The sequence below is a fragment of the Streptomyces malaysiense genome (assembly GCF_000980885.2).
GTDB classification, from domain to species: Bacteria; Actinomycetota; Actinomycetes; order Streptomycetales; family Streptomycetaceae; genus Streptomyces; species Streptomyces malaysiense.
On the sequence record NZ_LBDA02000053.1, the window covers coordinates 41343 to 67226 of the forward strand.

Sequence of the window (25884 nt, forward strand, 5' to 3'; positions counted from 1 at the left end):
CGAGGACCCCGCCCCGCCCCCGTGGCCCGCGTCACGTTTCCCCTCGTGTTCGCCGCGCACACTGGACGACATACCGACCGGTCGGCATCATGAGTCGAGTCCCGCACCCGACCGTTCACAGGAGTGACACATGAGCGCCGACCACCCGCCCGGACTGGACCTGGACCGGCTGCGCGCCCTGCTGGAGCGTGAGCGCCCGGGGCTGGTGCGGGGGCCGCTCACCGGGCGGCTGATCGAGGGCGGCCGGTCGAACCTCACCTACGCGCTCTCCGACGGCTCCTCGAAGTGGGTCGTCCGCCGCCCACCGCTCGGCCATGTCCTCGCCACCGCGCACGACATGAAGCGCGAGCACCGGGTGATCAGCGCCCTGCACCCCACCTCCGTGCCGGTCCCCGCGCCGGTGCTGCTGTGCGAGGACGAGGAGGTGCTCGGCGCGCCGTTCTACATGATGGAGTTCGTGGAGGGCACGCCGTACCGCACCTCCGCACAGCTCGCCCCGCTCGGCGCGGAGCGGGTGCGCGGCGCGGTGCTGTCCCTGGTGGACACGCTGGTCGAGCTGCACGCGGTGGACCCCGCCGAGGTGGGCCTCGGCGACTTCGGCCGCCCGGAGGGCTATCTGGACCGGCAGCTGCGCCGCTGGGGCAAGCAGCTGGACGCCTCCCGCGACCGCGAGCTGCCCGGCATCGACGACCTCCACGCCGAACTGGGGCGCAGGCTCCCCGTCTCCCCCGCCGCCACCGTCGTGCACGGCGACTACCGGCTGGACAACGTGCTGATCGGGGCGGACGACCGGATCACGGCGATCCTCGACTGGGAGATGTCCACGCTCGGCGACCCGCTGACCGACCTCGGCCTGCTGGTGATGTACAGCCGCACCCTGGACGTGCCGGACTCGCCCGTCTCCACCACCGCCGAGGCGCCGGGGCACCCCGCGCCCGAGGAACTGGTCGAGCGGTACGCGGCGCGCTCCGGCCGGGACGTCTCGGCCGTCTCCTGGTACGAGGCGTTCGCGTTCTTCAAGCTCGCCGTGATCCTGGAGGGCATCCACTACCGCTTCACCCTCGGCCGGACCGTCGGGCGCGGCTTCGACCGGATCGGCGAACTGGTGCCCGTCTTCATCGACCACGGACTGACCACCCTTCAGGAAGGCTGACCGCCATGGACTTCGCGTTCGACGCGCGCACCGAGGAGATGCGGGCCAAGCTGCTCGCCTTCATGGACGAGCACGTCCACCCGGCCGAGCCGGTCGCCGAGGAGCAGCGGGCCGCGCTCGCCTCGCCGTGGGACACCCCGGCGGTGGTGGAGGAGCTGAAGGCCGAGGCGCGCAGGCAGGGGCTGTGGAACCTCTTCCTGCCGGGCACGGAGTACGGCGCGGGCCTGACGAACCTCCAGTACGCGCCGCTCGCCGAGATCACCGGCCGCTCCCCGCACCTGGCACCCACCGCGACCAACTGCGCGGCGCCCGACACCGGGAACATGGAGGTGCTGGCGCAGTTCGGCGACGAGGCGCAGAAGAAGCAGTGGCTGGAGCCGCTGCTCGCCGGTGAGATCCGGTCGGCGTTCGCGATGACCGAGCCGGAGGTGGCCTCCTCGGACGCCACCAACATCACCACCCTCATCGAGCGGGACGGCGACGAGTACGTCATCACCGGCCGCAAGTGGTACATCTCCGGGGCGATGAACCCGGACTGCCGGATCTTCATCGTGATGGGCAAGACGGACCCGGAGGGCGCGGACATCCGCCGCCAGCAGTCCATGGTCCTGGTCCCGCGCGACACGCCCGGGGTGACCGTCGAGCGGGCCATGCGGGTGTTCGGGTACGAGGACCACTCGCACGGCGGACACGCCGAGGTGGTCTTCGACCGGGTGCGGGTGCCGGTGACCAACCTGATCGGCGAGGAGGGCGGCGGGTTCGCCATCGCGCAGGCCCGGCTCGGCCCCGGCCGGATCCACCACTGCATGCGGCTGATCGGCATGGCCGAGCGGGCGATCGAGCTGATGTGCCGGCGCGCGGTCTCCCGTACGGCGTTCGGCAAGCCGCTGGCCCGGCAGGGCGTGGTGCAGAACTGGATCGCCGACGCCCGGGTGACGGTCGAGCAGCTGCGGCTGCTGGTCCTGAAGACGGCCTGGCTGATGGACACCGTCGGCAACCGGGGCGCGCACACCGAGATCCAGGCCATCAAGATCGCCACGCCGCGCGCGGTGGTGGACATCCTGGACCGGGCGATCCAGCTGCACGGCGCGGGCGGGGTGAGCCAGGACTTCCCGCTGGCCGAGCTCTACGCCGCCGCCCGCACCCTGATGCTGGCCGACGGCCCGGACGAGGTGCACCAGCGGTCGCTGGCGCGACGGGAGCTGAAGAAGTACCTCTAGGAGGTCACGCGTGTGGGGCGGCCCGCGAGGGGCCGCCCCACACCGGCGTTCACGGACGCAGCGCGCGCAGCAGCAGGTCCGCGAGGTGGTCGGCCACCTGCTGGGGGCTCAGCGGTCCGTCCGGGCGGTACCAGGTGGACAGGTGGTGGACGGAGCCGAAGTGGTAGTCCACGACGAGGTCGGCCGGGGTCGCGGTGGAGAAGACACCGGACTTCTGCCCCTCCTCGATGAGCGCGCGGAACCTTTCGTGGTAGCGGCGCCGTTCGGCCCGTACCTGCTTGTGCTTCTCCGGGCTCAGCTGGTGCATGGAGCGGAAGAAGATCGAGGCGTCGTCCAGGTTCTCGATGGTCGACACCACGACGTCCGCCGCCGCCTCCCGCAGCCGCCGCTCCACCGGCGCGTCCATGTCGGCGAAGTGGTCGAGCCGTTCCTGCTGGACACGCAGCATGCGCGCGTACACCTCGTGCAGCAGATCGTCCTTGGAGCCGAAGTAGTGGTACAGCGCCCCCTTGGTGACGCCGGCCGCCTCCACGATCTCCTGTACGGAGGTCCGGTCGTACCCCTGCTCGGCGAAGAGCCGGGTGGCGGCGGCCAGAAGCCGCTGCGGAACAGGTGCTCCGTCGCCGTCCGTCGTCCTGGGCACTGCCGCCACCTGCCTTTCCGTGATGTCGCCAGTTCAGTTCTGACGTCCGCCGTCGCCGCGGGAACGAAGCTCCCGACGGAGGATCTTCCCACTCGAGGTCTTGGGCAACTCGGGCAGGATCTCCACCTGGCGCGGATATTTGTAGGCGGCCAGTCTCTCCTTGCAGTACACCGCGAGTTCATCCGGGTCCGCCTCGGCACCCGGACGCAGGCTGATGTACGCCTTGACGGTCTCCCCGCGGTAGCCGTCCGGGACGCCGACGACGGCCGCCTCGCGCACCGCCGGATGGGTGTACAGGACGTCCTCGACCTCGCGCGGCCAGACCTTGAACCCGGACGCGTTGATCATGTCCTTCTTGCGGTCCACGACGTAGAGCCAGCCCTGCGGGTCCATGAACCCGATGTCGCCGGTGTGCAGCTCGCCCCCGGGGAAGGTCTCGGCGGTCGCGTCCGGGCGGCGCCAGTAGCCGGGGATCACCTGGGGCCCGCGCACCACGATCTCGCCCTGCTCGCCGAACGGCACGTCCGCGCCGTTCTCGTCCACGATCCGCACGAGCGTGTCCGGTCCCGGCAGCCCGACCGCGAGGGTCCCGGAGACCGGGTCGACCGGTGCCTCCAGGGTGGAGGGCACGGAGGCGCACGGGGCGGTGCACTCGGTGAGGCCGTACCCGTTGCGGATGTACGCGCCGAACCGCTCCCGGAAGCCCTCCACCAGCGCGGGCGGCAGGGGGGCGCCGCCGGAGGCGAGGTGCACGAAGGAGGAGAAGTGCTCCGGTCCCGCTCCGGGGTGGGCGCCGAGCGCCATGAACGCGGTGGCGGGGCCGACCGTGAACACCGGGCGGTGCTCGGCGAACGCCTCCAGGACGACGCCCGGCTCGAAGCGGTAGGCGAGGACCAGGGTGCCGGCGCTGTTCAGACAGGCACCGAACTGGCAGACCATGCCGGTGATGTGGAACAGCGGCGCGAGCGCGAAGTAGACCGGCCCCTCGGGCAGCGGGAGCCCGGTGCGCTGGCGTTCCACGGTGTACATGATGTTGCCGTGGGTGTTGGTGGCGCCCTTGGGGGTGCCGCTGGTCCCGGAGGTGTAGCTGATCAGCGCGATGTCGCCGGGCCCCGGGTCACGCCCCTCGGGCACCCGCCCGCCCTGCCGGGCCACGGTCACCAGGTCCTCGGCGTCGGGGGCCGGTGGCAGCCGCTCGAAGGCCAGCACCCGCTCGTCGTCACGCGTCTGGAAGTCCAGCTCGCACCCGGTGAGCACGATCCGCACCGGCGAGCCGTCCGCCGTCCGCCGCAGGTACGACTCCCATGCCCGGTCGGAGCAGATCAGCGCGGCCGCCCCGGCGTCCCGCAGCACATGGCCGACCTCGGCCGACTTGTACATCGGGTTCACCGGCACCACGGTCGCGCCCGCCTTCCAGGCGCCGAGCACGGCCAGCACGAAGTGCGGGGAGTTCTGCAGGAGTACGGCCACCCGGTCACCGCGCTCCAGGCCGCGCGCGGCGAGGTGCGCGGCGACCGAGTCGCTGAGTTCGTCGGCCTCGCGGTAGCTCAGCCGGGCGTCGAAGTAGGCGAGGAAGGTGCGCTCGGGCGCCTCCGCGACGGCGGCGCGCAGAGCGTGGACCAGCGAGTCGGCCGGGGCGACGGGGCCGCGCTGGGCCTCGTCGAGCAGGGCCAGCCAGGGCTTGGCCGCGTAAGGGGAGTCGCTCACGAGACCTCCTCCACCTTCTGCTGGAGCAGGTTCATGCCGGCCAGCCAGCGCTCCGGGTCGGCGGCGCGCGCCCGGTAGCGGGAGCCGGTCTCCGGGTGCGGCAGGATCAGGAAGCGGTCCTCCTCCATGCCCTTGAACAGCGCGTCGGCCACGTCCTCCGGCTCGATCGCGGTCGGCACCAGCACCACCTCGCCCGCGGTGCCGGTGGCCGCGAGCATGTCGGTGCGCACGCCCTCCGGACAGATCGCGTGCACCTTCAGACCGCGGTGGCGGTACGTCAGGGACAGCCACTCGGCGAACGCGTGGGCGCCGTGCTTGGTGACGCTGTAGGAGGGGGCGCCGACCATGGTGAGCAGCCCGGCGGCGGACACGGTGGCGACGAACCGGCCGCTGCCCCGCTCCAGCCAGTGCGGCAGCAGGGCATGGGCCGCGCGGACGTGCGCCATCACGTTGACGTCCCAGGCCAGCGCCCAGGACTTCTCGTCCAGCGGTCCGCCGACGTCCCCGTCCGAGAAGCCGACCCCGGCGTTGGCGCAGTACACGTCGATGGTCCCGCCGAGCGCGTCCCGCGCGTCCTCGACGATCGCGGAGGCGTCCCCGGGCAGGGCGGTCCCGCCGATCTCCTCGGCCACCGCCTTCGCCTTCCGCCCGTCCAGGTCGTTCACCACGACCCGTGCCCCGGCGCCGGCGAATCTCCGGGCCAGCGCGGCCCCGATCCCCCCGCCGGCGCCGGTGACGACGACTCCCGCATCCTGCATGGCTTCCACCATCGGTCTCCTTCGACACGACGCGACTCGGCTCAGCGCGGCCAGACTAACCGGTCGGTATGTGTGAAGGAAGGGCCATCGCACCAACCTCTAGAGGCCCGCACCTTCCGCAGCAACGGAGGTCCCATGCAGCTGTCCCGAAGAAACCTCCTGGCCACGGCCACCCTGGCGGCCGTACCGGCCGCGGCCCCCGAACCGGCCGCGGCCCCCCAGCACCGCGAGCCCTTCCGCACCGGATTCGAAAGACTCGCGGCCGACGGCTACCAGCTCCTGCACGGCCGGCGGATCGGCATCGTCACCAACCCCACCGGCATCACCCGGGACGCCCGGCACATCGTGGACGTCATGCACGAGGACCACCGGGTCGACCTGGCGGCGGTCTTCGGCCCGGAGCACGGCTTCCGCGGCACCGCGCAGGCCGGCGGTTCCGAGGGCCGCTACGACGATCCGGAGACGGGTCTGCCGGTCTACGACACGTACCTCAAGAGCGGCCGGCCGCTGGCCGACGTCTTCACCGCCTCCGGCGTCGACACGATCGTCTTCGACATCCAGGACGTGGGCGCGCGGTTCTACACGTACATCTGGACGCTGTACGACTGCATGGAGGCCGCCCGGATCGCCGGCAAGCGGTTCGTCGTGCTCGACCGCCCGAACCCGGTCACCGGCCGCGAGGCCCGGGGCCCGGTGCTGCACGCGGAGTTCGCCACGTTCGTCGGCCGGCAGCCGATCGCGCAGGCGCACGGGATGACCGTCGCGGAACTGGCCCGGCTGTTCGACGAGGAGTTCCTGACCGCGCCCGTCCCCCTGGAGACCGTCCTGATGACGGGCTGGCGGCGCACGGACTTCTACGACGCCTCGGCCCTGCCCTGGGTGCCGCCGAGCCCCAACATGCCCACCCCGGACACGGCGTTGGTGTACTCCGGCACCTGCATGTTCGAGGGCACGAACCTCTCCGAGGGCCGGGGCACCACGCGGCCGTTCGAACTCCTCGGCGCCGAGGGCGTCGACGGCCGCTGGGCGGCGGCCGCGAACGCGCTGGGGCTGCCCGGGGTGCGGTTCCGGGAGGCGTACTTCGCGCCCACGTTCTCCAAGTTCGAGGGCAGGACGGTCGGCGGGGTGCAGGTCCATGTGACGGACCGGGCGGCCTACGACCCCGTACGCACCGGGATCGCCCTGCTGGTGACCGCGCGGCAGGTCTGGGACGGCTTCGCGTGGCGGCCGGACGACTGGATCGACAAGCTCACCGGTTCGGACCGGGTGCGCACGATGATCGACGCGGGCGCGGACACCGACGAGGTGGTGGGCGCCTGGCAGCGGGAACTGGCCGCGTTCCGGCGGATCCGGGAGGAACATCTGCTCTACGGGTGAGGCGCGAGGGCTGGCCAACTCCACTGCGTCGCGGGACAATTACACCCGGTAACATGTCCTTTCCGCGGGGCGAGGGAGCCTGAGATGGCGGATCCTGGGATGAGCGTGTCTCCCTACTGGGAACTGACCTTCGACACGAGCGGGGACGCCGACCCGCCCGAACGCGATCGCCTGCTGGCCCAGGTCACCGAACGCGGCGTGCGTGACCTGGTCGTCTTCGCACACGGCTGGAACGAGGACCGCTCGGCCGCCACCGCCCTGTACCGCCGCTTCTTCGCCCCGTTCCCGGCGCTCGCGCCAAGGGCGCGCCTCGGGTACGCCGGTGTGGTCTGGCCGTCGATGCGGTTCAGCGACGAGCCGATCCCCGACTTCCCGAGGTCGGTCGCGGCGCCGGGGGCGGGGTCCGGACCGGCGCTGGACGCGGAGACCCGGCGCGGGCTGCTCGTGGCCTTCCCGGACCGTGCGGACGTCCTCGACCGGCTGGGCCGGCTGCTGGACGAGCGGCCGGAGGGCGAGGCGGGGCTGCCGGAGTTCGGGCGGCTGGTGCGGCTGCTGCTGGGCGGGGCGGGGCGGGCCGCGGCCGACACCGACGAGGAGGGCGAGCCGGCCGTGTTCACCGAGGAACCGGCCACCGCCTGCGCCGAGTTCGCCGGCGCGCTGGCCGCCGTCGCGGCGCCGGGCGGCACCGAGGGGTTCGGTCTGCCCAACCCCTGGGAGGGCGCGAAGGAGCTGCTGCGGCAGGCGGCGTACTACCAGATGAAGGGACGGGCCGGGACCGTCGGCGAGCACGGGCTCGGGCCGCTGCTCGGCAGGCTGGCGGCCGGGGCGCCCGGGGTGCGGGTCCACCTGGTGGGGCACAGTTTCGGTGCGCGGCTCGTGGCGTTCGCGCTGCGCGGGCTGCCCGGCAGGGCGTCCCCGGTGAAGTCGGTGACGCTGCTCGAAGGGGCCTTCTCGCACTACGCGTTCTCTGAGCGGCTGCCCGACGACCCGCACAGGTCCGGTGCGTTGAAGGACCAGCAGCGGCGGATCGACGGCCCGCTGGTGTGCTGCCACTCGCACTTCGACGCGGCGCTCGGCACGTTCTACCCGCTGGCCTCGCGGCTCGCGGGGGACGACCGGTCCTGCCTGGGCGACGAGATCGCGGCCGTGCTGGGTCCCCGGTGGGGCGCGCTGGGGCACGACGGGGTGCAGGCGGTGCCGGGCACGGCCCGGCTGGATCTGGCCGGCGCCCTGGCGGGCCGGCTGCCCGCGTCGGGGTGTGTGAACGTGGACGCGGCCGCGGTGGTCCGCCGGGGCGGTCCGCCGGCCGGGGCGCACAGCGACATCCTGCACCCCGAACTGGCCCGGGTGGTGCTGGCGGCGGGCCGGATCGCCTGACCCGCCGCCAGTCACCGCTCGCTCGGTGCCGGGGTCACCGGTGCGAGGTGTACTCCACGACCTGCTGGAAGGTCGGCCGGTTCTGCCAGCTGATGTTGCCGTGCTTGATGCCGCCCAGCGTGCGCTGGACGATCGAGTCGGCGCACCACTGGTCACCGGCGGAGCAGAGGCTGTCGCCCGGGTAGACCTGGGCGGCGGTCATCCCGGCGGCCTGCTTGAGGCTGCTGATCAGGATGTCCCGGCAGGAGCCCAGGTTCCCGTCGCCGCAGTACTTCTCGGCGAGGGGACCCTGCACGTCCTGCCCGAGCACTGCCCGGATGTCCTTGTCGACATAGCTCCACCAGCCGTACTGGAAGGAGCTTCCGGCGTGCGAGCCGGTCGGTCCGTGCCCGGCGGACGGGGCCTCGTCGATGGACAGGTTGCCGGTGAACGCGTTGTACAGGTCGCTGCCGAGGCCGGGCTGGAACTCGGCCTTGACCAGCAGCGGCCACCAGGCGTCCAGGATGCGGATCGCGTCGGCGTTCGCGTACTTCTTGGAGCCCGCCGACGTCTCGGTGCGCTGGGCGCCCGCGCCCACCCACGCCTGGAGCTTGTTCACCGCGTCGGCCGCCGCCGGGTCGGTCACCGGCGAGGAGTCGATCACCTGGAGCAGCTCGGGCAGCACGTCCTCGGCGCGCAGGTCGGTGACGCCCGCCGACGCCATGGCCTGCACCAGCTGGGAGCGGGTCACCCCGCCGGCCGCGACCAGCTTCTTCACCCGGTCGTCCAGCAGGTTGCCGCGGTGCACGGAGCCGTCGCCCCAGGAGGCGGTGGTGTAGTCCTTGGCCTGCTTGTTGTTCCAGGAGATGTAGTAGTCCTGGTCGATGGAGTTGGGGTGGGCGGAGGGCGGCGTGTAGTCGGCCGTGTTGGTGTCCGGGTTCCAGTTCCGCCACTCGTACGCGGGCTGCGCCCACACCGGGAACTCGGCGTCGACGCCGTCCGCGCGGACCGGGTTGTCACCGCTGTTGTAGTAGGCGGTGTGCTGCGAGTCGGCGTAGAACCAGTTGAAGGTGTAGTTGATGTGCTGCGCCGCGCTCTGGAAGTCCTGGGGACCCTTGACGTAGCCGGGGTCGTTCAGCATCTGGAAGCCGATGATCGAGTCGACCTCGTGCAGGTAGGAGGAGCGCAGGCTGGTGTAGGCGACCTTCTTGCCACCGACGGTCGCCCGGTACTCCACCGGCCCGTACTTGGTGCGCCACACCCTCATGGTGTACGACCCGGCGGCGGTGCCGTCGGCCAGCGTGGGCGACCAGGAGTTCTTCTGCTCGACCTTGTCCATGGCGGTGCAGGTGCCGTGGTACAGGTAGTGGTAGTCGTCCTGGCACAGCTCGACGGCGTACGTGTCGATGATGTCCTGGCCGGAGGTGGTCGCGCTCCAGGAGTAGTCCTGGCCGCGGCCGAGTTCGACGTACATGCTCAGGCCCGCGAAGGAGGCGCCGCGGGCGCTGATGCCCGGCCCCTGGATCTCCTGGAGCATGAGCAGCTGCGGCGCGAAGTAGCCTGTCTGCGGCCCGAAGACGGCGATCGGATGGCCGCTCGCGGTGTGTTTGCCGCTCACCACCAGGGCGTTGGACATCCCGCGGTGGGCGGAGCTCAGGTCGGTCCTCGCGGCCGAGGTGGAGGCGCTCTTGGCGGCGGAGGTGGCCGCGCTGCCGGTGCGGTCGTAGACCAGCGGCTCCTGGGTCACCGAGCCGGCGTCGGGCATCGCCTGCCCCTTGGCGGTGGCGGGCTTGGCGCCGTACGGGAAGCTCTGGCCGTCGTGGACGGTGAGCACGGCCTCGGGGTCGTTGCGCTCGCGGAAGGACTCCCAGACCTTGGTGCCCTGCTCCACGCCGTACTTGTCCTGCGCGGCCATCAGGGACAGGGCGTTGTTCACCTCTCCCCCGCCGCCGGAGCCGAACAGCGAGCCGATGACGGAGGCCAGCGCCACCAGGTCGGTGATCTTGAAGTGGTCGATGGTGCCGGCGTTGGTGATGGCGTTTTTGTGGCCGGTCAGGTCGTACTCGCCGGGGAAGTAACGGCCGCTGTCGGAGGCGTCGATGTAGGCGTTGATGCCGTCCAGGTAGGCGTCGGAGTCCGCCAGGGCCTGCCGGCCGCGGGCTCCGTTGTCCGCGACGGCACGGTCGATCTGCGCCTGGAGGTCGGCCTCGGTGTAGGGCGCGTTGCGGTAGAACTGCTGCTCCAGGCCCTGGTTGGCGGCGGCGCCGCCCGCGAAGGAGGTCAGCTGGCCCCGGCCGACGTGCCGGAAGACGTCCATCAGCCACAGCCGGTCCTCGGCCGCGGCGTACCCGGCGCCGAACTCGGTGCCGTAGCGGGTGGTGCCGGTGATGTGGGGCACACCGGTCTTCTTGTCGCGCACGATCGTCACGTCGCCGCGCCCGTTCGGCTTCTCCGTCGAGGCGACCTGGTCGGACGGGACGCCGAACGAGGCGTCGTTGAAGAAGTTGTTGATGGTCGCATCGCTCAGGCCCTTGTAGCCGGTGGCCAGGCCGGCGTACGGGCCGAGCTGGTCCTCGGCGTGCGCGGGCTGGGTGCCGAAGGCCTGGTTGAGGAGGATCTGGGCGAGGGTGGCGTTGCCGTTCTCGCCGGGCGGCAGGATGTCCGAACACCGGCCGCCGCAGTAGTCGTTCGCGGTGGCCGCGGGGGCGGCGGAGGTGGCCGCGCTCGCGGCGCTCTGGGTAATGGGGGAGACAAGTCCGGCTATCAGAACGCATACCGAGGCCGTCTTCAGGAACCCGGGAAGTCGGCGGAACGTTCTCACTCTGTCAAGGGCGGTCCGTGGGGTGCGCCGTGGCATGGCAGCTCCTAGCGACTGGGGTGCGCGAACGTTACCGCCGGTATCCCCGAAGTTGAAGATGAACATGCGTCACGTTTTTGAGTTTGCGGGAAGGCCGAGCAGAACAACCGCGTGAAGTGATGGAGCCGAAGCGCCTGTCGCCACGTCTATCAGGCGACGTCCGTACGACGACGCCGAAGTGGCCGCGGAACAGGTGCAGGTGTGACGGAGGTGCAGGGCGATGGCCGGTTTCCGGAGTCTGGCGAGACAGGTACGCGATCCGGGCTGCGATCTGGCACTGCGGCGCTACTCGCTGCGCAAGTGCCTTGAGAAGTTCGCCCCTTACGGGCATCGGGCGACATGGGACCACCTGTGCGCGCGGGCCGGGTTCGGTCCCGAGGACCGCTCCCCCGACCCGGCGCGGCTCGTGGCCGCGCTGGAGGAGCTGGAGGAGGCCCGATCCGTCTGGCTCGGCTACGAGAGCGAGTTCACCGAGCGCCGCCGCCGCGAGAAGCACGACGGGCTGCGCCGGCCGGGCAGCGTGGACGACTGGCACCGGCTGACCTGGGGCGGCTTCGGGGTCGCCTGGTGTGACGACCCGCGGGTGCACCCCCGCGATCCGCTGGCCGATGTGCTGCGCAGGCTGATCGACGCTCTGGAGCGGGAGCCGGGGGCGAGCTGCCCGGTCTGCGGCGCCGACCGGCTCGTGTGGAAGTACGGCCTCGACCACGAGCCGTCCTCCGGACCGGTGTGCGGCGACTGCGGGATACTCGTCCCGCGCCCGGTGCTCTCCCCGCAGGCGCTGGCCTACGCCAGGCGGGGGCGGGGCCGGCTGCTGATGTCGGCCTGACCTGACCGGCGGGAACCGCGACCGGGGGATCGCGCCGGGGGCCGCGCAGGGGATGCCGCGCCCCCATGCTCGCCGACCGCGCTCCACCGACTTCGGCGGGCTCCGCTCCACTGACTTCACACCGCCGGCTTGACAACGCCGGCTTCACATCGCCCGTTTCACACCGCCCGCTTCACCGGCGGGGACCGGCATCGGCCGCGGATGGCGCGGGCGCGTCCGGACGGAAGCCGTGCCGACGGGCACGGAGCGGCCGTCCCGGTCCACCGAAGGACCCGGCGCGCTTCGAAGAGGGGGACCGCAGCGGACCGGAATCGGCTCACTCCAGGAGTTTGCCGTCCGGGACAGTGGCGGGATTCGAAACCGTGAGGAACGGGGGAGTCTTCATGTCCACGCTGCGGGTGACCGCCGAGGTGCTGACCGTCCACGCGCACCCGGACACCGACGCGCTGGAGCTGGCCCAGGTCGAGCTGTACCGGGCCGTGGTGGCCAAGGGGGCGTTCCGCAGCGGGGAGATGGCGCTCTACATCCCCGAGCAGGCCGTGCTTCCGGAGCCGCTGATCGAGGAACTGGGGCTGCCCGGACGGCTCGCGGGAGCCGCGGCCGACCGGGTCAGGGCGGTGCGGCTGCGCGGCGAACTGTCCCAGGGCATCGTGTGCCGGCCGAAGGCGCTCGACGGCGTCGATCTCGCGGCCGCGGCCGTCGAGGGCACGGACTTCGCGGAGCGGCTCGGCATCACCAAATGGGTGCCGCCGATCCCGCCTACCATGAACGGCGAGGTGGAGTCGGCTCCCGGATTGCCGCCCTGGGTCGAAATCGAGAACATCCAGCGCTACCCGGACGTCTTCACGCCCGGCGAGCCGGTGGTGGTCACGGAGAAGCTGCACGGTTCGGCCTGCCTGCTGACGTACGTCGCGGACGAGGGCCGGGGGTACGTCTCCTCCAAGGACTTCGGCGCCAGGTCGCTCGCGCTCAAGGAGGACCCCCGGAACCTGTACTGGCGCGCCGTGCACGCGCACGGCGTCCCCGCGGCCGCCGCCCGCCTCGCCGAGCGGCTCGGCGCAGGGCGGATCGGCGTCTTCGGCGAGGTCTACGGCACGGGCGTCCAGGACCTGGCGTACGGCGCGGACGGCCGCCGGGAGACCCTGGGTTACGCGGTGTTCGACGTCTCGGCCGAGATCGGGGGCACCGTGCGCCGGCCGGACACCGCCGTAGTGGACGGCGAACTGCCGCCGGTGCCCCGGCTGTACAGCGGGCCGTACGACATCGACCGGGTCCTCGGCGTCGCGAGCGGCCGCGAGACGGTCTCCGGCCGTGAACTGCACCTGCGCAAAGCGTGGTGATACGGCCGGCCACCGAGCGGTACAGCGCGGTGACCGGCGGACGGGCGATCGCGAAGGCGGTGAGCCCGGCGTACCTGACCCGCAAGGGCGGCACGAGTACGAGTGACCGGGGGCCGGCCGGCGGCCCCCGGACTCAGCGCCCCTCCGCCATCAGCCGGGACCCCGCCCGCCGCTCCCCGAACGCGTCGTCCGGGTTGGACAGCACACACGTGTCCAGCGACAGGCAGCCGCACCCGATGCAGTCGGTCAGGTGGTCCCGCAGCCGGTTGAGCTGCGTGATCCGCTCGTCCAGCTCCGAGCGCCACGCCTGCGACAGCCGCGCCCAGTCCTCCCGCGTCGGCGTCCGCTCCTCCGGCAGTTCGGCCAGCGCGGAGCGGATCGTCGCGAGGGGGATGCCGACCCGCTGCGCCGCACGGATGAACGCCACCCGGCGCAGCGTGTCCCGGCCGAACCGGCGCTGGTTGCCACCGGTGCGGCGGCTGGAGATCAGGCCCTTGGCCTCGTAGAAGTGCAGCGCGGACACGGCGGCACCGCTGCGCGCGGACAACTGGCCGACGGTCAGCTCATGGATCTTCTCGGGAATCTGCGGCACTCCTCAGAGCCTAGTCAATCCGTTGACATCGACCTCGCACTCGATCATACTAAGCAGTTGCTTAGTCATACGATCGAGAGGCCGGGAACATGGCAGAACCGAGGATCTTCACCTCCCCCGCCGAGCTGAAGGCGGCCGTGGGCGAGCAGCTGGGCCACACCGACTGGCTGGAGGTCGACCAGAAGCGGATCGATCTGTTCGCCGAGGCCACCGGGGACCACCAGTGGATCCACGTGGACCCGGAGAAGGCGGCCGCGGGGCCGTTCGGGACGACCATCGCGCACGGCTACCTCACCCTGTCCCTGCTGCCCCTCTTCGGCCCCCAGCTCATCCGGGTGGACGGCGTGAAGATGGGTGTCAACTACGGCACCAACAAGGTCCGTTTCCCGGCCCCCGTCCCCGTCGGCTCCCGGTTGCGGGCCACCGCGCGGATCACCGGCGTCGAGGACGTCACGGGCGGCGTCCAGGTCGCCGTCGCCTTCACCGTGGAGCGCGAGGGCGGCGACAAGCCGGTGTGCGTCGCGGAGTCGGTGTCCCGCTACTACCTGTAGGGACCCGGAGCCGCCGCCGACCGGGGGCTACCCCGCCCCGACCATCCGCAGCACCAGCTCGGCGTACAGTTCGCCGACCGCCTCCGGCGTACGTGGCCCGTCGACGTTGAACCAGCGGGCCACGTCGATGCACAGCGACAGCACGGCGAGCGTGGTGCCCTGGACGTCCGGTACGTCGAACTCGCCCGCGGCGACGCCGTCCTCGACGATCCCGCGCACCTCGGCGTCGACCTGCCGGCGCAGCCCGAGGATCTCGGCGCGGGCCTCGGGGCCGAGGGCGTCCAGCTCGTACTGCACGACCCGCGCGGTGGTGCGCCGCCCGGCGTGCCAGCGGACGAAGGAGCTGACCGCGTCGGCGAGCCGTTCCTTGGCGCTGCCCTCGCGGCGGGCCGCCGTCCGCAGGATGTCCAGGGCCTTGTCGTGACCGATGCGGCTGATCCGGTGGAGCAGCTCTTCCTTGGTCTTGTAGTGGATGTAGAGCGCGGCGGGGCTCATCCCGGCGCGGCCCGCGATGTCCCGGGTCGTCGTCGCGTGGTAGCCGCGTTCGGCGAAGGCCTCCACGGCGGCCACGAGCAGCCGCCGGGCCGCGTCAGGGGTGACCTCTTCCCACGGCTCGGCCTCGCCGCCGGTGGTCTCCGCCGCCGTACTCATCGCTCTTACGCCCCTCTCGGTGACAGGAGCACCACCATACCGCCGACGGTGAGCGAGCGCTTAGCGCGGCGGCCCGGGGGCCGCCCGGGAGATCAGAGCTTCTCGGTGAAGGGGTCGTGCTCGGCGAGGAGCCTGTCCAGCCGGGCCTGGTCGACCCGGCTGACGATCTGTCCGGCCTCCTGGCGGTCCCGGATCACCTTGGCGAGGGTGAAGGCGGAGGTGACAAGATACAGGACGGCGATCGCGAGGAACGCGCGCACCCACGCGTCGGCGTCCAGCCGGAAGATGCCGATGGACGTGGCCGCCATGGCGATGGCGAAGGACGCGACGGCCTGGCCGTAGAAGGCGGCCGTGCTCTGCTGCTTGACCGGTGTGTCGCTCATGGGGAAGAGCATCGGCGCGAGTGGCCCGCGCCACATCCGCTCAGCTACTCACTCGCTACTCAGAAGGCCGAGACCCCGGTCAGTGAGCGGCCGATGAGCAGCTTCTGGATCTGGCTGGTGCCCTCGTAGAGGGTCATCACCCGGGCGTCGCGCAGGAGTTTGCCGACCGGGTACTCGTCGATGTAGCCGTAGCCGCCGAAGACCTGGAGCGCGTTGTTGGCGGCGCGGACCGCGGCCTCGGACGCGAACAGCTTGGCCTTGGAGGACTCCACGGCGAACGGCTCGCCGCGGTCGATCAGATCGGCGACCCGCCAGGTCAGCAGCCGGGCCGCGTCCACGTCGACGGCGATGTCGCTGATCAGCTCCTGCACCAGCTGGTGGCGGGCGATCGGCTTGCCGAACTGCTCGCGTTCGCCGGCGTACGCGACGGCCGCGTCCAGGGCGGCCTGGGCTATCCCGACGCAGCCCGCCGCCACGGACATCCGCCCCTTGGCGAGCGCGGACATGGCGACGGAGAAGCCCTTGCCCTCCGCGCCCAGCATCGCGGAGGCGGGCACCCGCACGTCCTCCAGGACCAGTTCGGCGGTGGCCTGGCCGCGCAGACCGAGCTTGCCGTGGACGGGGCGACGGCTCAGGCCGGGCGTGTCGGTGGGCACCAGGAAGGCGCTCACGCCCTTGTGGCCGGGGGCGTCGGTGGAACGGGCGAAGAGCAGGACGACGTCCGCCCAGGTGCCGTTGGTGATGAACATCTTGGTGCCGTTGACGACGTACTCGTCGCCCTCGCGCACCGCCCGGGTGGTGAGGTTGCCCGCGTCGGAGCCGGTACCCGGCTCGGTGAGGCCGAAGCAGCCCACGTACTCGCCCGCGGTCAGCCCCGGCAGCCAGCGCCGCCGCTGCTCCTCGCTCCCCCAGGCGGCGACCGTCTTGGCGACCAGGCCGAGGGAGACGGACACGATGCCGCGCACGGACGAGTCCCCGCGGCCCAGCTCCTCGGTGACCAGGCAGTACGACAGATGGTCGCCGCCACAGCCGCCGTACTCCTCCGGGACCGTCAGCCCGAGGAAGCCGATCTCGCCGAGCTTCTTCACGATGCCCCGGTCGACCTCCTCGGCCCGGTCCCAGGCGATCACGTGCGGGGTGATCTCGCGGGTCACGAAGTCCCGCGCGAGCCGCCGTACGGCCGCCTGCTCCTCGCTGAGCCCCAGGTTCACCACGAGATCACCTCACCATTTAAATTAGCACTGCTAGTTTACAGGAGCAGCCCTACTATGTGCGCCATGGCCCGACCGCGCAAGCCCCTGCTCAGCACCGACCGGATCGTCCGGGCGGCCCGCGAACTCGTGGACCGGGAGGGGCTGGCGGCCGTCTCCACCCGCCGGCTCGCCGCGGAGCTGGGGGTGAGCGGGCCCTCGCTGTACAACCACTTCCGCACGAAGGACGAGATCCTGGAGGCGGTCGCGGACTCGGTGAGCGCGCTGGTCGACCTGTCGATGTTCGAGGACGGCCGGGCGTGGCGGACCGCGCTGCACGACTGGGCCGTCTCCTACCGGGCCGCGCTGCGCGCCCACCCCAACATCGTCCCCGTGCTCGCGCGCGGCCCCGGGCGCCGGCCGGCCGCGCTGCGGGTGGCGGACGCGGCGTACGGCGCGATGGTCGACGCGGGGTGGCCGCCGGCGCAGGCCACGTCCATCGGGGCGCTGATGCGGTACTTCATCATGGGCTCCGCGCTCGGCTCCTTCGCCGGCGGCTTCGTGGACGACGCGAGCGCATACGACCCGGCCGACTATCCGCACCTCGGACAGGCCCATCTCCTCGCGGAGCAGCAGGAGAAGATCGACGAGCGGGCGTTCGAGACGGGGCTGAGCGCGCTGCTGGACGGGCTGGCGCAGCAGTACGAGCGGGTACGGCAGGCGGACTAGCCAGGACCGGTCGCGGCACTTCGGTACCGGCCGAAGTGTTCCGGGCGCATGCTGGGGGCGTGACAAGGATCAAGGACCCCCGGGCCGCGGGACTCGCCGCGCTGGCCGGGCTGCTCGCGGACGAGACCCGCGCCGCGTGTCTGCTGGCCCTGCTGGACGGCCGGGCCTGGACGGCGGGCGAACTGGCGCGGCACGCCGGGGTGGCCGCGTCCACGGTGAGCGAGCACCTGGGCAGGCTGGTGGCGGGCGGGCTGCTCGCGCGGGAGCGCCAGGGACGGCACCGGTACGTGCGGCTGGCCGACGCGCGGGTGGCGACGCTGGTGGAGGATCTCGCGGCGCAGGTGCCCCCGGCGGAGCGGGGGACGGTGCGCACCCTGCGCGAGTCCAGCGCCGGATCGGCCATGGCGCGGGGGCGTACGTGTTACGACCATCTCGCCGGGCGGCTCGGGACCGCGCTCACGGACGCGCTGACCTCGCGGGGGCTGCTGCGGCAGGACACGGGGTTCTCGCTGACGGACGCGGGGGTGGAGTGGTTCGCGGCGACGGGGATCCCCCTGGCGCCGGCCGGACGGCGTCCGCTCGCCCGCGGCTGCCTGGACTGGACGGAACGCCGCCCGCACCTGGCCGGTGCGGCGGGGGCGGCGTTGTGCCGGCACGCGCTGGATTCGGGGTGGTGCGAGCGGATCGGGAGCGAGCGGGCGGTCCGGGTGACACGGGAGGGGGAGCGGGCGTTCTCCTCGCTGCTCGGCATCGCCCCGGGTGCCCTGGGCTGAAGGCGGGGCGGGGCCGTCGGTGAACCGCCGCGTCGTGGTGCGCCGCCGGTCGCGCCCACGCGGCAAAGCCGCAACCGGCACGGCCCCGCGCCCCGGAAGGGGCGCTTGGCCCTGCCCTGCCCTCAGAACACCACCAGCGCCCGTCCCCCCTTGCCCGCCTTCATGTTCTCGAAGGCGCCGGGGATGTCCTCCAGGCCGATCCGCTCCGTCACCAACGCGGACAGGTCCAGGCGGCCGGCGCGGACGTGCTCGGCCAGCAGGGGCAGATCGCGGGCGGGGTCGCTGTTGCCGTAGACGCAGCCGGAGAGGGTACGGCCCCAGTGGAAGAGTTCGAGGGCGTTGAAGGTGACCTGCTGGTCCTTGCCGCCGATGCCGACCACCGTCGTACGGCCGCCCCGCCGCGTGGACTCCCAGGCCGCGCGGATGCTGACCGCGCGGCCCACGCACTCGACGGCGACGTCGACGCCCTGTCCGCCGGTCAGGGCGCGGATCTCGCGGGGCGTGGTCGCGGAGGCGAGGAGGAAGTCCGTGGCGCCCGCGGCCCGCGCGAGGTCCTCCTTCCCGGGGGACACGTCGACGGCGACGATCCGGGACGCGCCCGCGATCCGGGCCGACTGGAGGGCGGCGAGCCCGACCCCGCCCGCGCCGAACACGGCGACGCTCTCGCCGGCCCGCACCCGCGCGGAGTGGTGGACCGCGCCGTACCCGGTGAGCACGGCGCAGCCGAGCAGCGCCGCGTCCGCGAGCGGCACGCCCGGCGGCAGCGGCAGCGCGCAGGCGGCGGGCACGACCGTCTCCTCGGCGAACGCGGCGACGTTCAGACCGGGATGCAGCGGGGTGCCGTCGGCGGCGTGGGCGTAGACGGAGGCCGCACCGTCGAGCGCCCTGGCGCACAGCCAGACCTCGCCGAGCGAACAGGCGTGGCACGTGCCGCACGCGGGCGCCCAGTTGAGGACGACGGGCGTCCCGGGCGAGACATGGGTGACGTCCGGGCCGACGGCGACGACCGTCCCCGCGCCCTCGTGGCCGAGCACCGCGGGCACCGGCACGCTCATCGTGCCGTCGGACAGGGACAGATCGGAGTGGCACACCCCGGCCGCCGCGAGCCGGACCCGGACCTGTCCGGGTCCGGGTCCGGGCAGTTCGATGCCGGTTATTTCCAGGGGTGCACCGACGGCGGGCAGGACAGCGGCTCGTACGGCCATGGCGGGCGGACTCCTCTAGAACTGGAAGGACTTGGTCTGGAGGTACTCGTCGAGGCCGTGGCCGCCGAGTTCCCGGCCGACCCCGGACTGCTTGTAGCCACCGAACGGCGCGCGCGGGTTGAAGCGGCCGCCGTTGATGTCGACCTGTCCGGTGTCCATGCGCCGGGCGAAGGCCACCGCCTCGTCCTCGTCGCCGGCCCAGACCGCGCCGGCCAGGCCGTACACCGTGCCGTTGGCGATGCGCAGGGCGTCGTCCTCGTCCTCGTAGGCGAGGACCGAGAGGACCGGGCCGAAGATCTCCTCCTGGGCGATGGTCATCTCGGGTGTGACGTCGGCGAAGACGGTCGGGCTGACGAAGTAGCCCTTCTCGCGGGGCGCCTCGGGCCCGCCCGTGACGAGGCGGGCGCCCTCCGCGACGCCCTTCTCGATGTAGCCGCGCACCCGCGCCCGCTGCGTGGCGTTGACCAGCGGTCCGATGCGGTCGCCGTACTTGGCGGCGGCGGCCGCGGCCAGTTCGACGGCCTCCTCGTACCGGTCGCGGTGGACCAGCATCCGGGTCCAGGCGCTGCAGGTCTGCCCGGAGTTGGACATCACGTTGGCGACGCCGACGTTGACCGCCTTGGCGAGGTCGGCGCTCGGCAGGACGACGTTGGCGGACTTGCCGCCGAGTTCGAGGGCGACCCGCTTCACGGCCCCGCCGGCCAGCGCGCCGATGCGGCGGCCGACGGCGGTGGAGCCGGTGAAGGAGACCAGGTCCACGTCCGGGTGCTCGGCCAGGGCCTGCCCGGCGACCGGTCCGAGGCCGGTGACGAGGTTGAACACGCCCGCCGGGACACCCGCCTCGTGCACCGCCTCGGCGAACAGCTGGGCGGTGAGGGGGGTGTCCTCGGCGGGCTTGAGGACGATCGTGCAGCCGGCGGCGAGCGCCGGGGCGACCTTGGCGACGATCTGGTGCAGCGGGTAGTTCCAGGGGGTGATCGCGCCGACCACGCCGACGGGCTCGTGCAGGACGGTGGAGTTGCCGACCTGCTCCTCGAAGGGGCGGCTCGCGGCGAGTTCGGCATAGGTGCCGGCGACCGCGATGGGCAGGCCCGCGTGCACGGCCTCCGAGAACGCGGGCGGCGAGCCGAGCTCGGCGGTGACCGTCTCGGCGATCTCCTGCCTGCGGGCCGCCAGCGTGTCCCGCAGCGCGGTCAGGCGGGCCGCGCGCTCGGCGGGGGGTGTGGCGGCCCAGCCGGGCAGGGCGGCACGGGCCGCACGCACGGCGGCGTCCACGTCCTGCGCCCCGGCGGCCGGGACCCGGGCGATGACCTGCTCGTCGGCCGGGTTCACGACCTCGATCACATCGTCCGGGCGCGCGGCGGGGCGCCAGCCGCCGTCGATGTACAGACCGTCGTGTGCCTTCATGCTGCTTCCTCCCGGCGGATGCGCGTCGTCCGCCCCACAAACTAGCGGCGATAGTTTTCCGGCGCCAGACGCTCTCGCCGAGCGGACTCACCTGGTCGCGGTGAGATGGGCGAACACCACCACGTTGCTGCTGTACCCGGTGCGCCTGCTGTACAGGCCCCCGCAGGTGAGCACGCGCAGTTCCGGGCGGCGGGAGCGACCGTACACCTCCTTGTCGGGGAAGCCTGACTTGTCGAAGACCTGCACCCGGTCCACGGTGTAGACGGCGGTACGGCCGTCCGCGCGCCGCGCCTCGATCGTCTTGCCGGGCTTGACCATCGGGAGTGCGGCGAACACGGCGGGCCCGGAGGGGGTGTCGCGGTGGCCGACGGCGATCGCGGTGCCCGCCTCGCCGGGGGTGGCGCCGCCCTCGTACCAGCCGGCCGCCTCGGGACGGTCGAACGGCGGCGTCTCCAACTGCCGGTCCCTGCCCAGCCGTACGCCGACGATCCGGGCGTCGATGCCGAGGGAGGGGATGCGCAGGGAGGTGGGCCGGGACCGGGGCAGCGGGCGGGCCGAGCCGGCGGCCCCGGCCGGGTCCACCCCGGCGGCGACGGCCTGCGCGTGGTCCGGCGGGCCGTCGTCCCCGCACCGGTTGACGAGCGTCACCAGGACGGCCGTGAGGACGGCCGTCCTGGCGAGGCGATAGGCGCGGGTCCGGTACCAGGGCCTGCGTCTGCGCCTACGCGGCGCCATGGGGGCGACGGCGGCTGCGCCGGACGTACGCGGCCCCGCCGACCGCGATCAGACCCACCGCCGCGGCGGCGCCCACCGGGGAGTACGCGGCCGCGGTGTCGACGAGACCGCCGCCACCGGCGTGCACCCCGCCCTGCGGGTCGCTGTGGTCGCCGCTCTGGCCCCAGCTGGTGTCGTTGTGCTCCTGCTGGTGGTCCTCGATCTGGCCGGGCGCTCCCTGGGCGCCGTTCTCCCGGCAGTTGACCCGGAAGACCTTCTCCTTGAGGGCCCCGGCCACGGTCCAGGTGACCCGGTACTGGCCGTCGGCGAGCCCCAGCGGGTCGGTGTGCCCGGCGCCCCCGGCCAGCTGGATGGTGCCGGTGACGGTGGCGGAGGTGGGCAGCGGGGGCTGCGGCGTGATGGTGTAGGCGATGACGGGCAGGACGTCGAAGTTGACGGCGTCCAGGTAGAACCGGCAGACCGTGGGGTCGTCCTTCGAGACGCCGAAGGGCGTGCCGACCCGGTGGACTCTGATGTCGCCGTTCTCCCCTTGGGCCATGGCGGTCGGTGCCGCCACCCACGACGCACCCGCCGCGGCGAGAGCGGTCAGGACGACGGTGGCGCCGGCGCGGGTACCGGCGGTGCGTGGGAATGTCCGGGTGGGCATGCGCATTTCCTCCGAGTCAGACGATTTTCATACAAATCGATCTCGTCTGGACTCTGCCCAATGCACACGACGGCAGGGGGCATCGACGCCCGGCGCGCCGTCAGATATCCCCCTGGCGGCGCAATGTGACGATATGACTAGCGCGGCGGCACCGCGCTCACCTCGACGGGGATCCCGTTGAGGACCGCGTTGCCCGACAGCGGATCGAGCAGGCTCCCGTCCAGGAGTTGGTTGACGTTGACGCCCGGGGTGGTGGCGGCGTGGCCGAGCCGGGTGCCGGGGCGGCCGTGACCCCAGCCGTGCGGCAGGCTGACCACGCCGGGGCGTACCGCGTCGGTGACCTCGGCCGGTGCGACCACCTCTCCCCCGGCGCCCTTGACCCGCACCTGTGCGCCGTCCCGGACGCCGAGCCGGTCCGCGTCCTCGGGGTGCAGGTGCAGGGTGCAGCGGTTGCTGCCGCCGGTCAGAGCGGGCACGTTGTGCATCCAGCTGTTGTTGGAGCGCAGATGGCGGCGGCCGACGAGGACGAGACCGGCGGGGCGTTCGTCACGGGCGGCGCGCAGCCGGGGCAGGTCGGCGGCGAGCGGGCCGGGCAGCAACTCCACTTTCCCGCTGCGGGTCTTGAGCGGTCCGGGCAGGCGCGGGCGCAGCGGTCCGAAGTCGATGCCGTGCGGCCGGGCGAGCAGCGCGGCCAGGGTCAGGCCGTCCGGCCGGGCGCCGAAGCCGTCGCCGTAGGGGCCGAGGCGCAGCATCAGGTCGAGCCGGCGCTCGGGGCCGCGGTCGCCGCTGAGCAGCCCGGCCAGTTCGCCCGGATCACGGCCGTACACGGCCGAGTCGGGGTCCCGTACGGCCTTGGCGAGGGTCTGCTCGACGACCAGGGCGTCCACCGACCCGGGGTCCGCGCCGTGCATGCCGGTGGCCGCGAGGGTGAGCCGGGCGAGGATCTCGGTCTCGGCCATCCGGCCGGGCTCCAGCGGGAGCGCGGCCCGGTTGTAGCGGACCTGGTTGCGCACGGCGAAGGCGTTGAACACGAAGTCGTGGTGCGGGCTCTGGGAGGGCGGCGGAGGGGGCAGCACGACGTGCGCGTGGCGCGAGGTCTCGTTGAGGTACGGGTCGACGCTCACCATGAAGTCGAGGGAGGCGAGGGCCTTGTCCAGGCGGTCGCCGTCGGGCGCGGAGAGCACCGGGTTGGCGGCCACGACGATCAGGGCCCGGATCGGCTCGCCCTCCCCGGTCGCGGTGTCGATCTCCTCGGCGAGCGCGGCGAGCGGCAACTCGCCCTTGGCCTCCGGCAGCCGGCGCACCCGCGAGTGCCAGCGGCCCAGCTGGAAACCGTGGCCGGGGCCCGCCCGGCGGGGGGTCCTGGCGGTGGCGGCCAGCGGGAAGAGGGCGCCGCCGGGGCGGTCCAGATTGCCGGTGAGGATGTTCAGCACGTCGACCAGCCAGCTCGCGAGGGTGCCGTGCGGGACGGTGCAGCTGCCGATGCGGGCGTAGACGGCGGCGGTCGGGGCGGCGGCGAGTTCACGGGCGAGGGCCCGGATGACGTCCGCCTCGACGTCGCAGGCGGCGGCGACGGACTCGGGGGTGAAGTCGGCGAGCGCCGCCCGGAGTTCCCCGACGCCCTCGACGTGCGGGGCGAGACCGGCGAGGTCGACCAGGTCCTCCGCGAACAGCGTCCGGGCCATCGCGGCGAGCAGCAGGGCGTCGGCACCGGGCCGGATCGCCACGTGCCGGTCGGCGAGCCGGGCGGTACGGGTGCGGCGCGGGTCCACCACGGTCAGGCGCCCGCCGCGCGCCCTGAGCGCCTTGAGGCGGCCGGGGAAGTCGGGAGCCGTGCACAGACTGCCGTTGGACTCCAGGGGGTTGGCGCCGATGAGCAGCAGATGGTCGGTGCGGTCCAGGTCCGGTACGGCGATGGCGTGGGCGTCGCCGAACAGCAGCCCGGCGGCGACGTGCTTGGGCATCTGGTCCACCGTGGACGCGGTGAACAGGCTCCGGGTGCGCAGGGCGCCGAGCAGCAGCGGCGGGTAGAGGGCACCGGCCATGGTGTGCACATTGGGGTTGCCGAGGACCACGCCGACCGCGTCGGGGCCGTACCGCTCCACCGTGGGGCGCAGCCCGGCGGCGACCCTGTCGAACGCCTCTTCCCAGCCGGCCTCGCGCAGCCGCCCGTCCTCCCGGACGAGGGGCGTGCGCAGCCGGTCGGGGTCGGCGTCGAGGGCACCGAAGGCGGCGCCCTTGGGGCAGATGAAGCCCTTGCTGAAGACGTCCTCGGCGTCGCCGCGGGCGCCGGTGACCCGGCCGCCCTCGATGGTGAGGCTCAGTCCGCACGTGGCCTCGCACAGGGGGCAGACACGCAGGGCGGTGCGGGACACGGGTCCTCCCGGAAGGTAGGCGGCGGCGCGGGAGCGCGGGCTCGACGGGAGCCTACCGACCGGTTGGCATGTCCGGGAGCCCCTGCGGCCGACCGGTCAGTCCAGCAGCCGCCCCAGGTAGGCCCGCAGCAGTTCCCGGGTCTCGTGGATGATCGCCTCGTCGCCCGCCGGATCGAGCCGGAAGGCCAGTTGGACCAAGGTGTCCGCGCTCTCCACGGCGACCAGGAAAGCCCGCCGCAGCTCGCCGTCGGGGGTGCGGCCGATATAGCCGGCGAGCAGGTCGGAAAGCCGGTCGGCGACCCGGCTGTTGGGCTCCGTCTGGCGGGCGCCGACCGGGATCTGGTTGCCGAAGTCGATCAGGGAGAAGCCGGGCGCGGTGCGCTTCATCTCCAGGTACTCGTCCAGGACGGCGTCCATCGCGGCCCGCCAGTCCCCCGCCGCCGCCCGTTCCAGGCGCTCGACGACACGCTCGGTGTACAGCGCCAGATTGCGTTGTGCGAGGGCGTCGGCCATCTGCCGTTTGTTGCCGAAGAAGCGGTAGACCGAGCCGATGGGCACGCCGGCGCGCACCGCGACGGCGCGGGTGCTCAGGCCGTCGTAGCCCATCTCGTCGAGGAGTTCGGCGCAGGCGTCGAGGATCCTGGTCAGCCTTTCGGCACTGCGCCGCTGGACGGGGGCGCGGCGGAGGGGGGTCGCGTGGGGCACGGGCTTCATGATGCCTTTCCGCAGGGGTCCGGTGAACCTGGTCCCAGGGTACGGAGAAGCGCGCGGGAAGCCCTCAGCCGTCCGACAGGCGGGCGGCGCTCGCGGGCGGGGTACCCGGCGGACGGGTGTCCGACACCGTTATGTCGGCGGTGCTCTGGACCGGCTTGCCGTGCACGGCCCACACCGTGCCGTCGTCGGCGTACAGGCGGGCGGTGACCTGGTGGGTGCCGTGCGGGACGAGCCGGCCGGGCAGCCGGTACCGGGGCGCGTACAGCCGGGCGACCCGGCGGCCGTCCACGAAGAGGCAGGCGGGCCCACGCCCGGTCACCGCGGTCGGGCGCGCGCCGCGCGTGGAGACCCGGAAGCGGTGGAACGTCAGCCGCACGTCCCAGCCGTCGGCGGAGGCCGGGGTGACCTCGACGCCGACCTCGGGGGCGTCCTTGCCGCCGACCTCGCGCAGGTGGCGGCCGCTGTCGTCGGTGTCGTCGAGGACCTTGCCGACGGGCGAGGGCGATTCCGCGCCGGCCGCCCCCGCGCTCGCGCCCCCGCCGGGACCCGGACCCCCGTGCGCCGTGCCGCAGCCGGCCACGCCGAGGGGCAGCAGGAGGCACACCGCGAGCGCGGCCAGGCGGCCTCGGGTCTTCGTCCACGACATGCCCGGGAGCGTAGAACACGGGGGCGGGCCCGGGTATCCACCTGAAG

The 25884-nt window shown here is 72.9% G+C and carries 23 protein-coding genes and 1 pseudogene; 9 read left to right on the forward strand and 15 right to left on the reverse strand.

What is annotated here, in order from left to right; genetic code table 11:
* Nucleotides 1-130 precede the first annotated feature (130 nt).
* Both VT52_RS22125 and VT52_RS22130 read left to right on the forward strand, forming a co-directional pair.
* Nucleotides 131-1153, forward strand: a complete 1023-nt coding sequence (locus tag VT52_RS22125) for a phosphotransferase family protein (RefSeq protein ID WP_046424052.1) — start codon at nucleotides 131-133, stop codon at nucleotides 1151-1153.
* A 5-nt stretch (nucleotides 1154-1158) separates the two neighbouring features.
* Entirely contained in the window at nucleotides 1159-2373 is a 1215-nt protein-coding gene (locus VT52_RS22130) for an acyl-CoA dehydrogenase family protein (protein ID WP_046424054.1), read from the forward strand.
* A 49-nt stretch (nucleotides 2374-2422) separates the two neighbouring features.
* Here the strand turns inward: VT52_RS22130 and VT52_RS22135 are convergent, their stop codons facing one another.
* From VT52_RS22135 to VT52_RS22145, 3 genes are read right to left on the reverse strand one after another with little or no spacing between them, the layout of a single operon-like run.
* Nucleotides 2423-3016, reverse strand: coding sequence for a TetR/AcrR family transcriptional regulator (locus tag VT52_RS22135; RefSeq protein ID WP_046424056.1), 594 nt, complete (start codon nucleotides 3014-3016; stop codon nucleotides 2423-2425).
* A gap of 33 nt (nucleotides 3017-3049) precedes the next feature.
* Nucleotides 3050-4723, reverse strand: a complete 1674-nt coding sequence (locus tag VT52_RS22140; protein ID WP_046424057.1) for a class I adenylate-forming enzyme family protein — start codon at nucleotides 4721-4723, stop codon at nucleotides 3050-3052.
* Nucleotides 4720-5493 carry an SDR family oxidoreductase gene (locus VT52_RS22145; RefSeq protein WP_046424058.1) on the reverse strand — a complete coding sequence of 258 codons (774 nt, stop codon included), beginning with the start codon at nucleotides 5491-5493 and terminating at the stop codon, nucleotides 4720-4722. The genes VT52_RS22140 and VT52_RS22145 overlap by 4 nt, the downstream gene beginning before the upstream one ends.
* Nucleotides 5494-5616: 123 nt before the next feature.
* On the opposite strand from VT52_RS22145, the gene VT52_RS22150 reads away from it, so the two are divergent.
* Together VT52_RS22150 and VT52_RS22155 are read left to right on the forward strand one after the other, a co-directional pair.
* Nucleotides 5617-6858 (forward strand): exo-beta-N-acetylmuramidase NamZ family protein, encoded by a 1242-nt coding sequence (locus VT52_RS22150; protein ID WP_046424060.1) that lies wholly within the window; start codon nucleotides 5617-5619, stop codon nucleotides 6856-6858.
* Between the two features lie 84 nt (nucleotides 6859-6942).
* Nucleotides 6943-8235 carry a serine-threonine protein kinase gene (locus VT52_RS22155; RefSeq protein ID WP_071387629.1) on the forward strand — a complete coding sequence of 431 codons (1293 nt, stop codon included), beginning with the start codon at nucleotides 6943-6945 and terminating at the stop codon, nucleotides 8233-8235.
* A gap of 34 nt (nucleotides 8236-8269) precedes the next feature.
* Here VT52_RS22155 and VT52_RS22160 read toward each other — a convergent pair whose 3' ends face one another.
* Entirely contained in the window at nucleotides 8270-11071 is a 2802-nt protein-coding gene (locus VT52_RS22160) for a penicillin acylase family protein (RefSeq protein ID WP_046424064.1), read from the reverse strand.
* A gap of 220 nt (nucleotides 11072-11291) precedes the next feature.
* On the opposite strand from VT52_RS22160, the gene VT52_RS22165 reads away from it, so the two are divergent.
* Together VT52_RS22165 and VT52_RS22170 are read left to right on the forward strand one after the other, a co-directional pair.
* Nucleotides 11292-11900 carry a hypothetical protein gene (locus VT52_RS22165; protein WP_046424066.1) on the forward strand — a complete coding sequence of 203 codons (609 nt, stop codon included), beginning with the start codon at nucleotides 11292-11294 and terminating at the stop codon, nucleotides 11898-11900.
* Between the two features lie 383 nt (nucleotides 11901-12283).
* A pseudogene (locus VT52_RS22170) lies at nucleotides 12284-13335 on the forward strand (RNA ligase (ATP)); the annotation flags it as partial.
* 38 nt (nucleotides 13336-13373) lie between these two features.
* Here VT52_RS22170 and soxR read toward each other — a convergent pair.
* Nucleotides 13374-13832, reverse strand: coding sequence for a redox-sensitive transcriptional activator SoxR (gene soxR / locus VT52_RS22175; protein ID WP_046424068.1), 459 nt, complete (start codon nucleotides 13830-13832; stop codon nucleotides 13374-13376).
* Between the two features lie 89 nt (nucleotides 13833-13921).
* Here soxR and VT52_RS22180 point away from each other — a divergent pair, with 89 nt between their 5' ends.
* Nucleotides 13922-14383 (forward strand): MaoC family dehydratase, encoded by a 462-nt coding sequence (locus tag VT52_RS22180; RefSeq protein WP_046424070.1) that lies wholly within the window; start codon nucleotides 13922-13924, stop codon nucleotides 14381-14383.
* Between the two features lie 27 nt (nucleotides 14384-14410).
* Here VT52_RS22180 and VT52_RS22185 read toward each other — a convergent pair whose 3' ends face one another.
* The 3 genes from VT52_RS22185 to VT52_RS22195 form a co-directional block, all read right to left on the reverse strand.
* Nucleotides 14411-15034, reverse strand: coding sequence for a TetR/AcrR family transcriptional regulator (locus VT52_RS22185; protein ID WP_046424072.1), 624 nt, complete (start codon nucleotides 15032-15034; stop codon nucleotides 14411-14413).
* 92 nt (nucleotides 15035-15126) lie between these two features.
* Complete coding sequence (locus VT52_RS22190) at nucleotides 15127-15417, reverse strand: YiaA/YiaB family inner membrane protein (protein ID WP_046424246.1); 291 nt, start codon at nucleotides 15415-15417, stop codon at nucleotides 15127-15129.
* Between the two features lie 59 nt (nucleotides 15418-15476).
* On the reverse strand, nucleotides 15477-16628 hold the full coding sequence (locus tag VT52_RS22195) for an acyl-CoA dehydrogenase family protein (RefSeq protein WP_046424248.1): 1152 nt from the start codon (nucleotides 16626-16628) through the stop codon (nucleotides 15477-15479).
* A gap of 66 nt (nucleotides 16629-16694) precedes the next feature.
* Here VT52_RS22195 and VT52_RS22200 point away from each other — a divergent pair, with 66 nt between their 5' ends.
* Together VT52_RS22200 and VT52_RS22205 are read left to right on the forward strand one after the other, a co-directional pair.
* A complete protein-coding gene (locus VT52_RS22200; RefSeq protein ID WP_046424074.1) occupies nucleotides 16695-17336 on the forward strand; it encodes a TetR/AcrR family transcriptional regulator in 642 nt (213 codons plus the stop codon).
* Between the two features lie 59 nt (nucleotides 17337-17395).
* Nucleotides 17396-18109, forward strand: a complete 714-nt coding sequence (locus VT52_RS22205; RefSeq protein ID WP_046424076.1) for an ArsR/SmtB family transcription factor — start codon at nucleotides 17396-17398, stop codon at nucleotides 18107-18109.
* A 122-nt stretch (nucleotides 18110-18231) separates the two neighbouring features.
* Here VT52_RS22205 and VT52_RS22210 read toward each other — a convergent pair whose 3' ends face one another.
* The 7 genes from VT52_RS22210 to VT52_RS22240 form a co-directional block, all read right to left on the reverse strand.
* Nucleotides 18232-19314, reverse strand: a complete 1083-nt coding sequence (locus VT52_RS22210) for a Zn-dependent alcohol dehydrogenase (RefSeq protein WP_046424078.1) — start codon at nucleotides 19312-19314, stop codon at nucleotides 18232-18234.
* Between the two features lie 15 nt (nucleotides 19315-19329).
* Nucleotides 19330-20721 carry an aldehyde dehydrogenase family protein gene (locus tag VT52_RS22215; protein WP_046424079.1) on the reverse strand — a complete coding sequence of 464 codons (1392 nt, stop codon included), beginning with the start codon at nucleotides 20719-20721 and terminating at the stop codon, nucleotides 19330-19332.
* Nucleotides 20722-20808: 87 nt separating this feature from the next.
* Complete coding sequence (locus VT52_RS22220; RefSeq protein ID WP_046424081.1) at nucleotides 20809-21456, reverse strand: class F sortase; 648 nt, start codon at nucleotides 21454-21456, stop codon at nucleotides 20809-20811.
* Nucleotides 21443-22102 (reverse strand): hypothetical protein, encoded by a 660-nt coding sequence (locus tag VT52_RS22225; RefSeq protein ID WP_046424083.1) that lies wholly within the window; start codon nucleotides 22100-22102, stop codon nucleotides 21443-21445. Before VT52_RS22225 ends, VT52_RS22220 begins: the two co-directional genes overlap by 14 nt.
* Nucleotides 22103-22239: 137 nt before the next feature.
* Nucleotides 22240-24477, reverse strand: coding sequence for a molybdopterin oxidoreductase family protein (locus tag VT52_RS22230; protein ID WP_046424085.1), 2238 nt, complete (start codon nucleotides 24475-24477; stop codon nucleotides 22240-22242).
* Between the two features lie 96 nt (nucleotides 24478-24573).
* Entirely contained in the window at nucleotides 24574-25191 is a 618-nt protein-coding gene (locus tag VT52_RS22235) for a TetR/AcrR family transcriptional regulator (RefSeq protein WP_046424087.1), read from the reverse strand.
* Between the two features lie 64 nt (nucleotides 25192-25255).
* Complete coding sequence (locus tag VT52_RS22240) at nucleotides 25256-25837, reverse strand: hypothetical protein (protein WP_046424089.1); 582 nt, start codon at nucleotides 25835-25837, stop codon at nucleotides 25256-25258.
* Nucleotides 25838-25884: the final 47 nt, after the last annotated feature.

What these genes read in the sequence shown, in the direction of transcription:
- VT52_RS22125 (WP_046424052.1), top strand. Translation starts at nt 131, where the DNA reads ATGAGCGCCGACCACCCGCCCGGACTGGACCTGGACCGGCTGCGCGCC.
- VT52_RS22130 (WP_046424054.1), top strand. Translation starts at nt 1,159, where the DNA reads ATGGACTTCGCGTTCGACGCGCGCACCGAGGAGATGCGGGCCAAGCTG.
- VT52_RS22145 (WP_046424058.1), bottom strand. Translation starts at nt 5,493, where the DNA reads ATGGTGGAAGCCATGCAGGATGCGGGAGTCGTCGTCACCGGCGCCGGC.
- VT52_RS22150 (WP_046424060.1), top strand. Translation starts at nt 5,617, where the DNA reads ATGCAGCTGTCCCGAAGAAACCTCCTGGCCACGGCCACCCTGGCGGCC.
- VT52_RS22155 (WP_071387629.1), top strand. Translation starts at nt 6,943, where the DNA reads ATGGCGGATCCTGGGATGAGCGTGTCTCCCTACTGGGAACTGACCTTC.
- VT52_RS22160 (WP_046424064.1), bottom strand. Translation starts at nt 11,071, where the DNA reads ATGCCACGGCGCACCCCACGGACCGCCCTTGACAGAGTGAGAACGTTC.
- VT52_RS22165 (WP_046424066.1), top strand. Translation starts at nt 11,292, where the DNA reads ATGGCCGGTTTCCGGAGTCTGGCGAGACAGGTACGCGATCCGGGCTGC.
- VT52_RS22180 (WP_046424070.1), top strand. Translation starts at nt 13,922, where the DNA reads ATGGCAGAACCGAGGATCTTCACCTCCCCCGCCGAGCTGAAGGCGGCC.
- VT52_RS22185 (WP_046424072.1), bottom strand. Translation starts at nt 15,034, where the DNA reads ATGAGTACGGCGGCGGAGACCACCGGCGGCGAGGCCGAGCCGTGGGAA.
- VT52_RS22190 (WP_046424246.1), bottom strand. Translation starts at nt 15,417, where the DNA reads ATGAGCGACACACCGGTCAAGCAGCAGAGCACGGCCGCCTTCTACGGC.
- VT52_RS22200 (WP_046424074.1), top strand. Translation starts at nt 16,695, where the DNA reads ATGGCCCGACCGCGCAAGCCCCTGCTCAGCACCGACCGGATCGTCCGG.
- VT52_RS22210 (WP_046424078.1), bottom strand. Translation starts at nt 19,314, where the DNA reads ATGGCCGTACGAGCCGCTGTCCTGCCCGCCGTCGGTGCACCCCTGGAA.
- VT52_RS22215 (WP_046424079.1), bottom strand. Translation starts at nt 20,721, where the DNA reads ATGAAGGCACACGACGGTCTGTACATCGACGGCGGCTGGCGCCCCGCC.
- VT52_RS22220 (WP_046424081.1), bottom strand. Translation starts at nt 21,456, where the DNA reads ATGGCGCCGCGTAGGCGCAGACGCAGGCCCTGGTACCGGACCCGCGCC.
- VT52_RS22225 (WP_046424083.1), bottom strand. Translation starts at nt 22,102, where the DNA reads ATGCCCACCCGGACATTCCCACGCACCGCCGGTACCCGCGCCGGCGCC.
- VT52_RS22235 (WP_046424087.1), bottom strand. Translation starts at nt 25,191, where the DNA reads ATGAAGCCCGTGCCCCACGCGACCCCCCTCCGCCGCGCCCCCGTCCAG.
- VT52_RS22240 (WP_046424089.1), bottom strand. Translation starts at nt 25,837, where the DNA reads ATGTCGTGGACGAAGACCCGAGGCCGCCTGGCCGCGCTCGCGGTGTGC.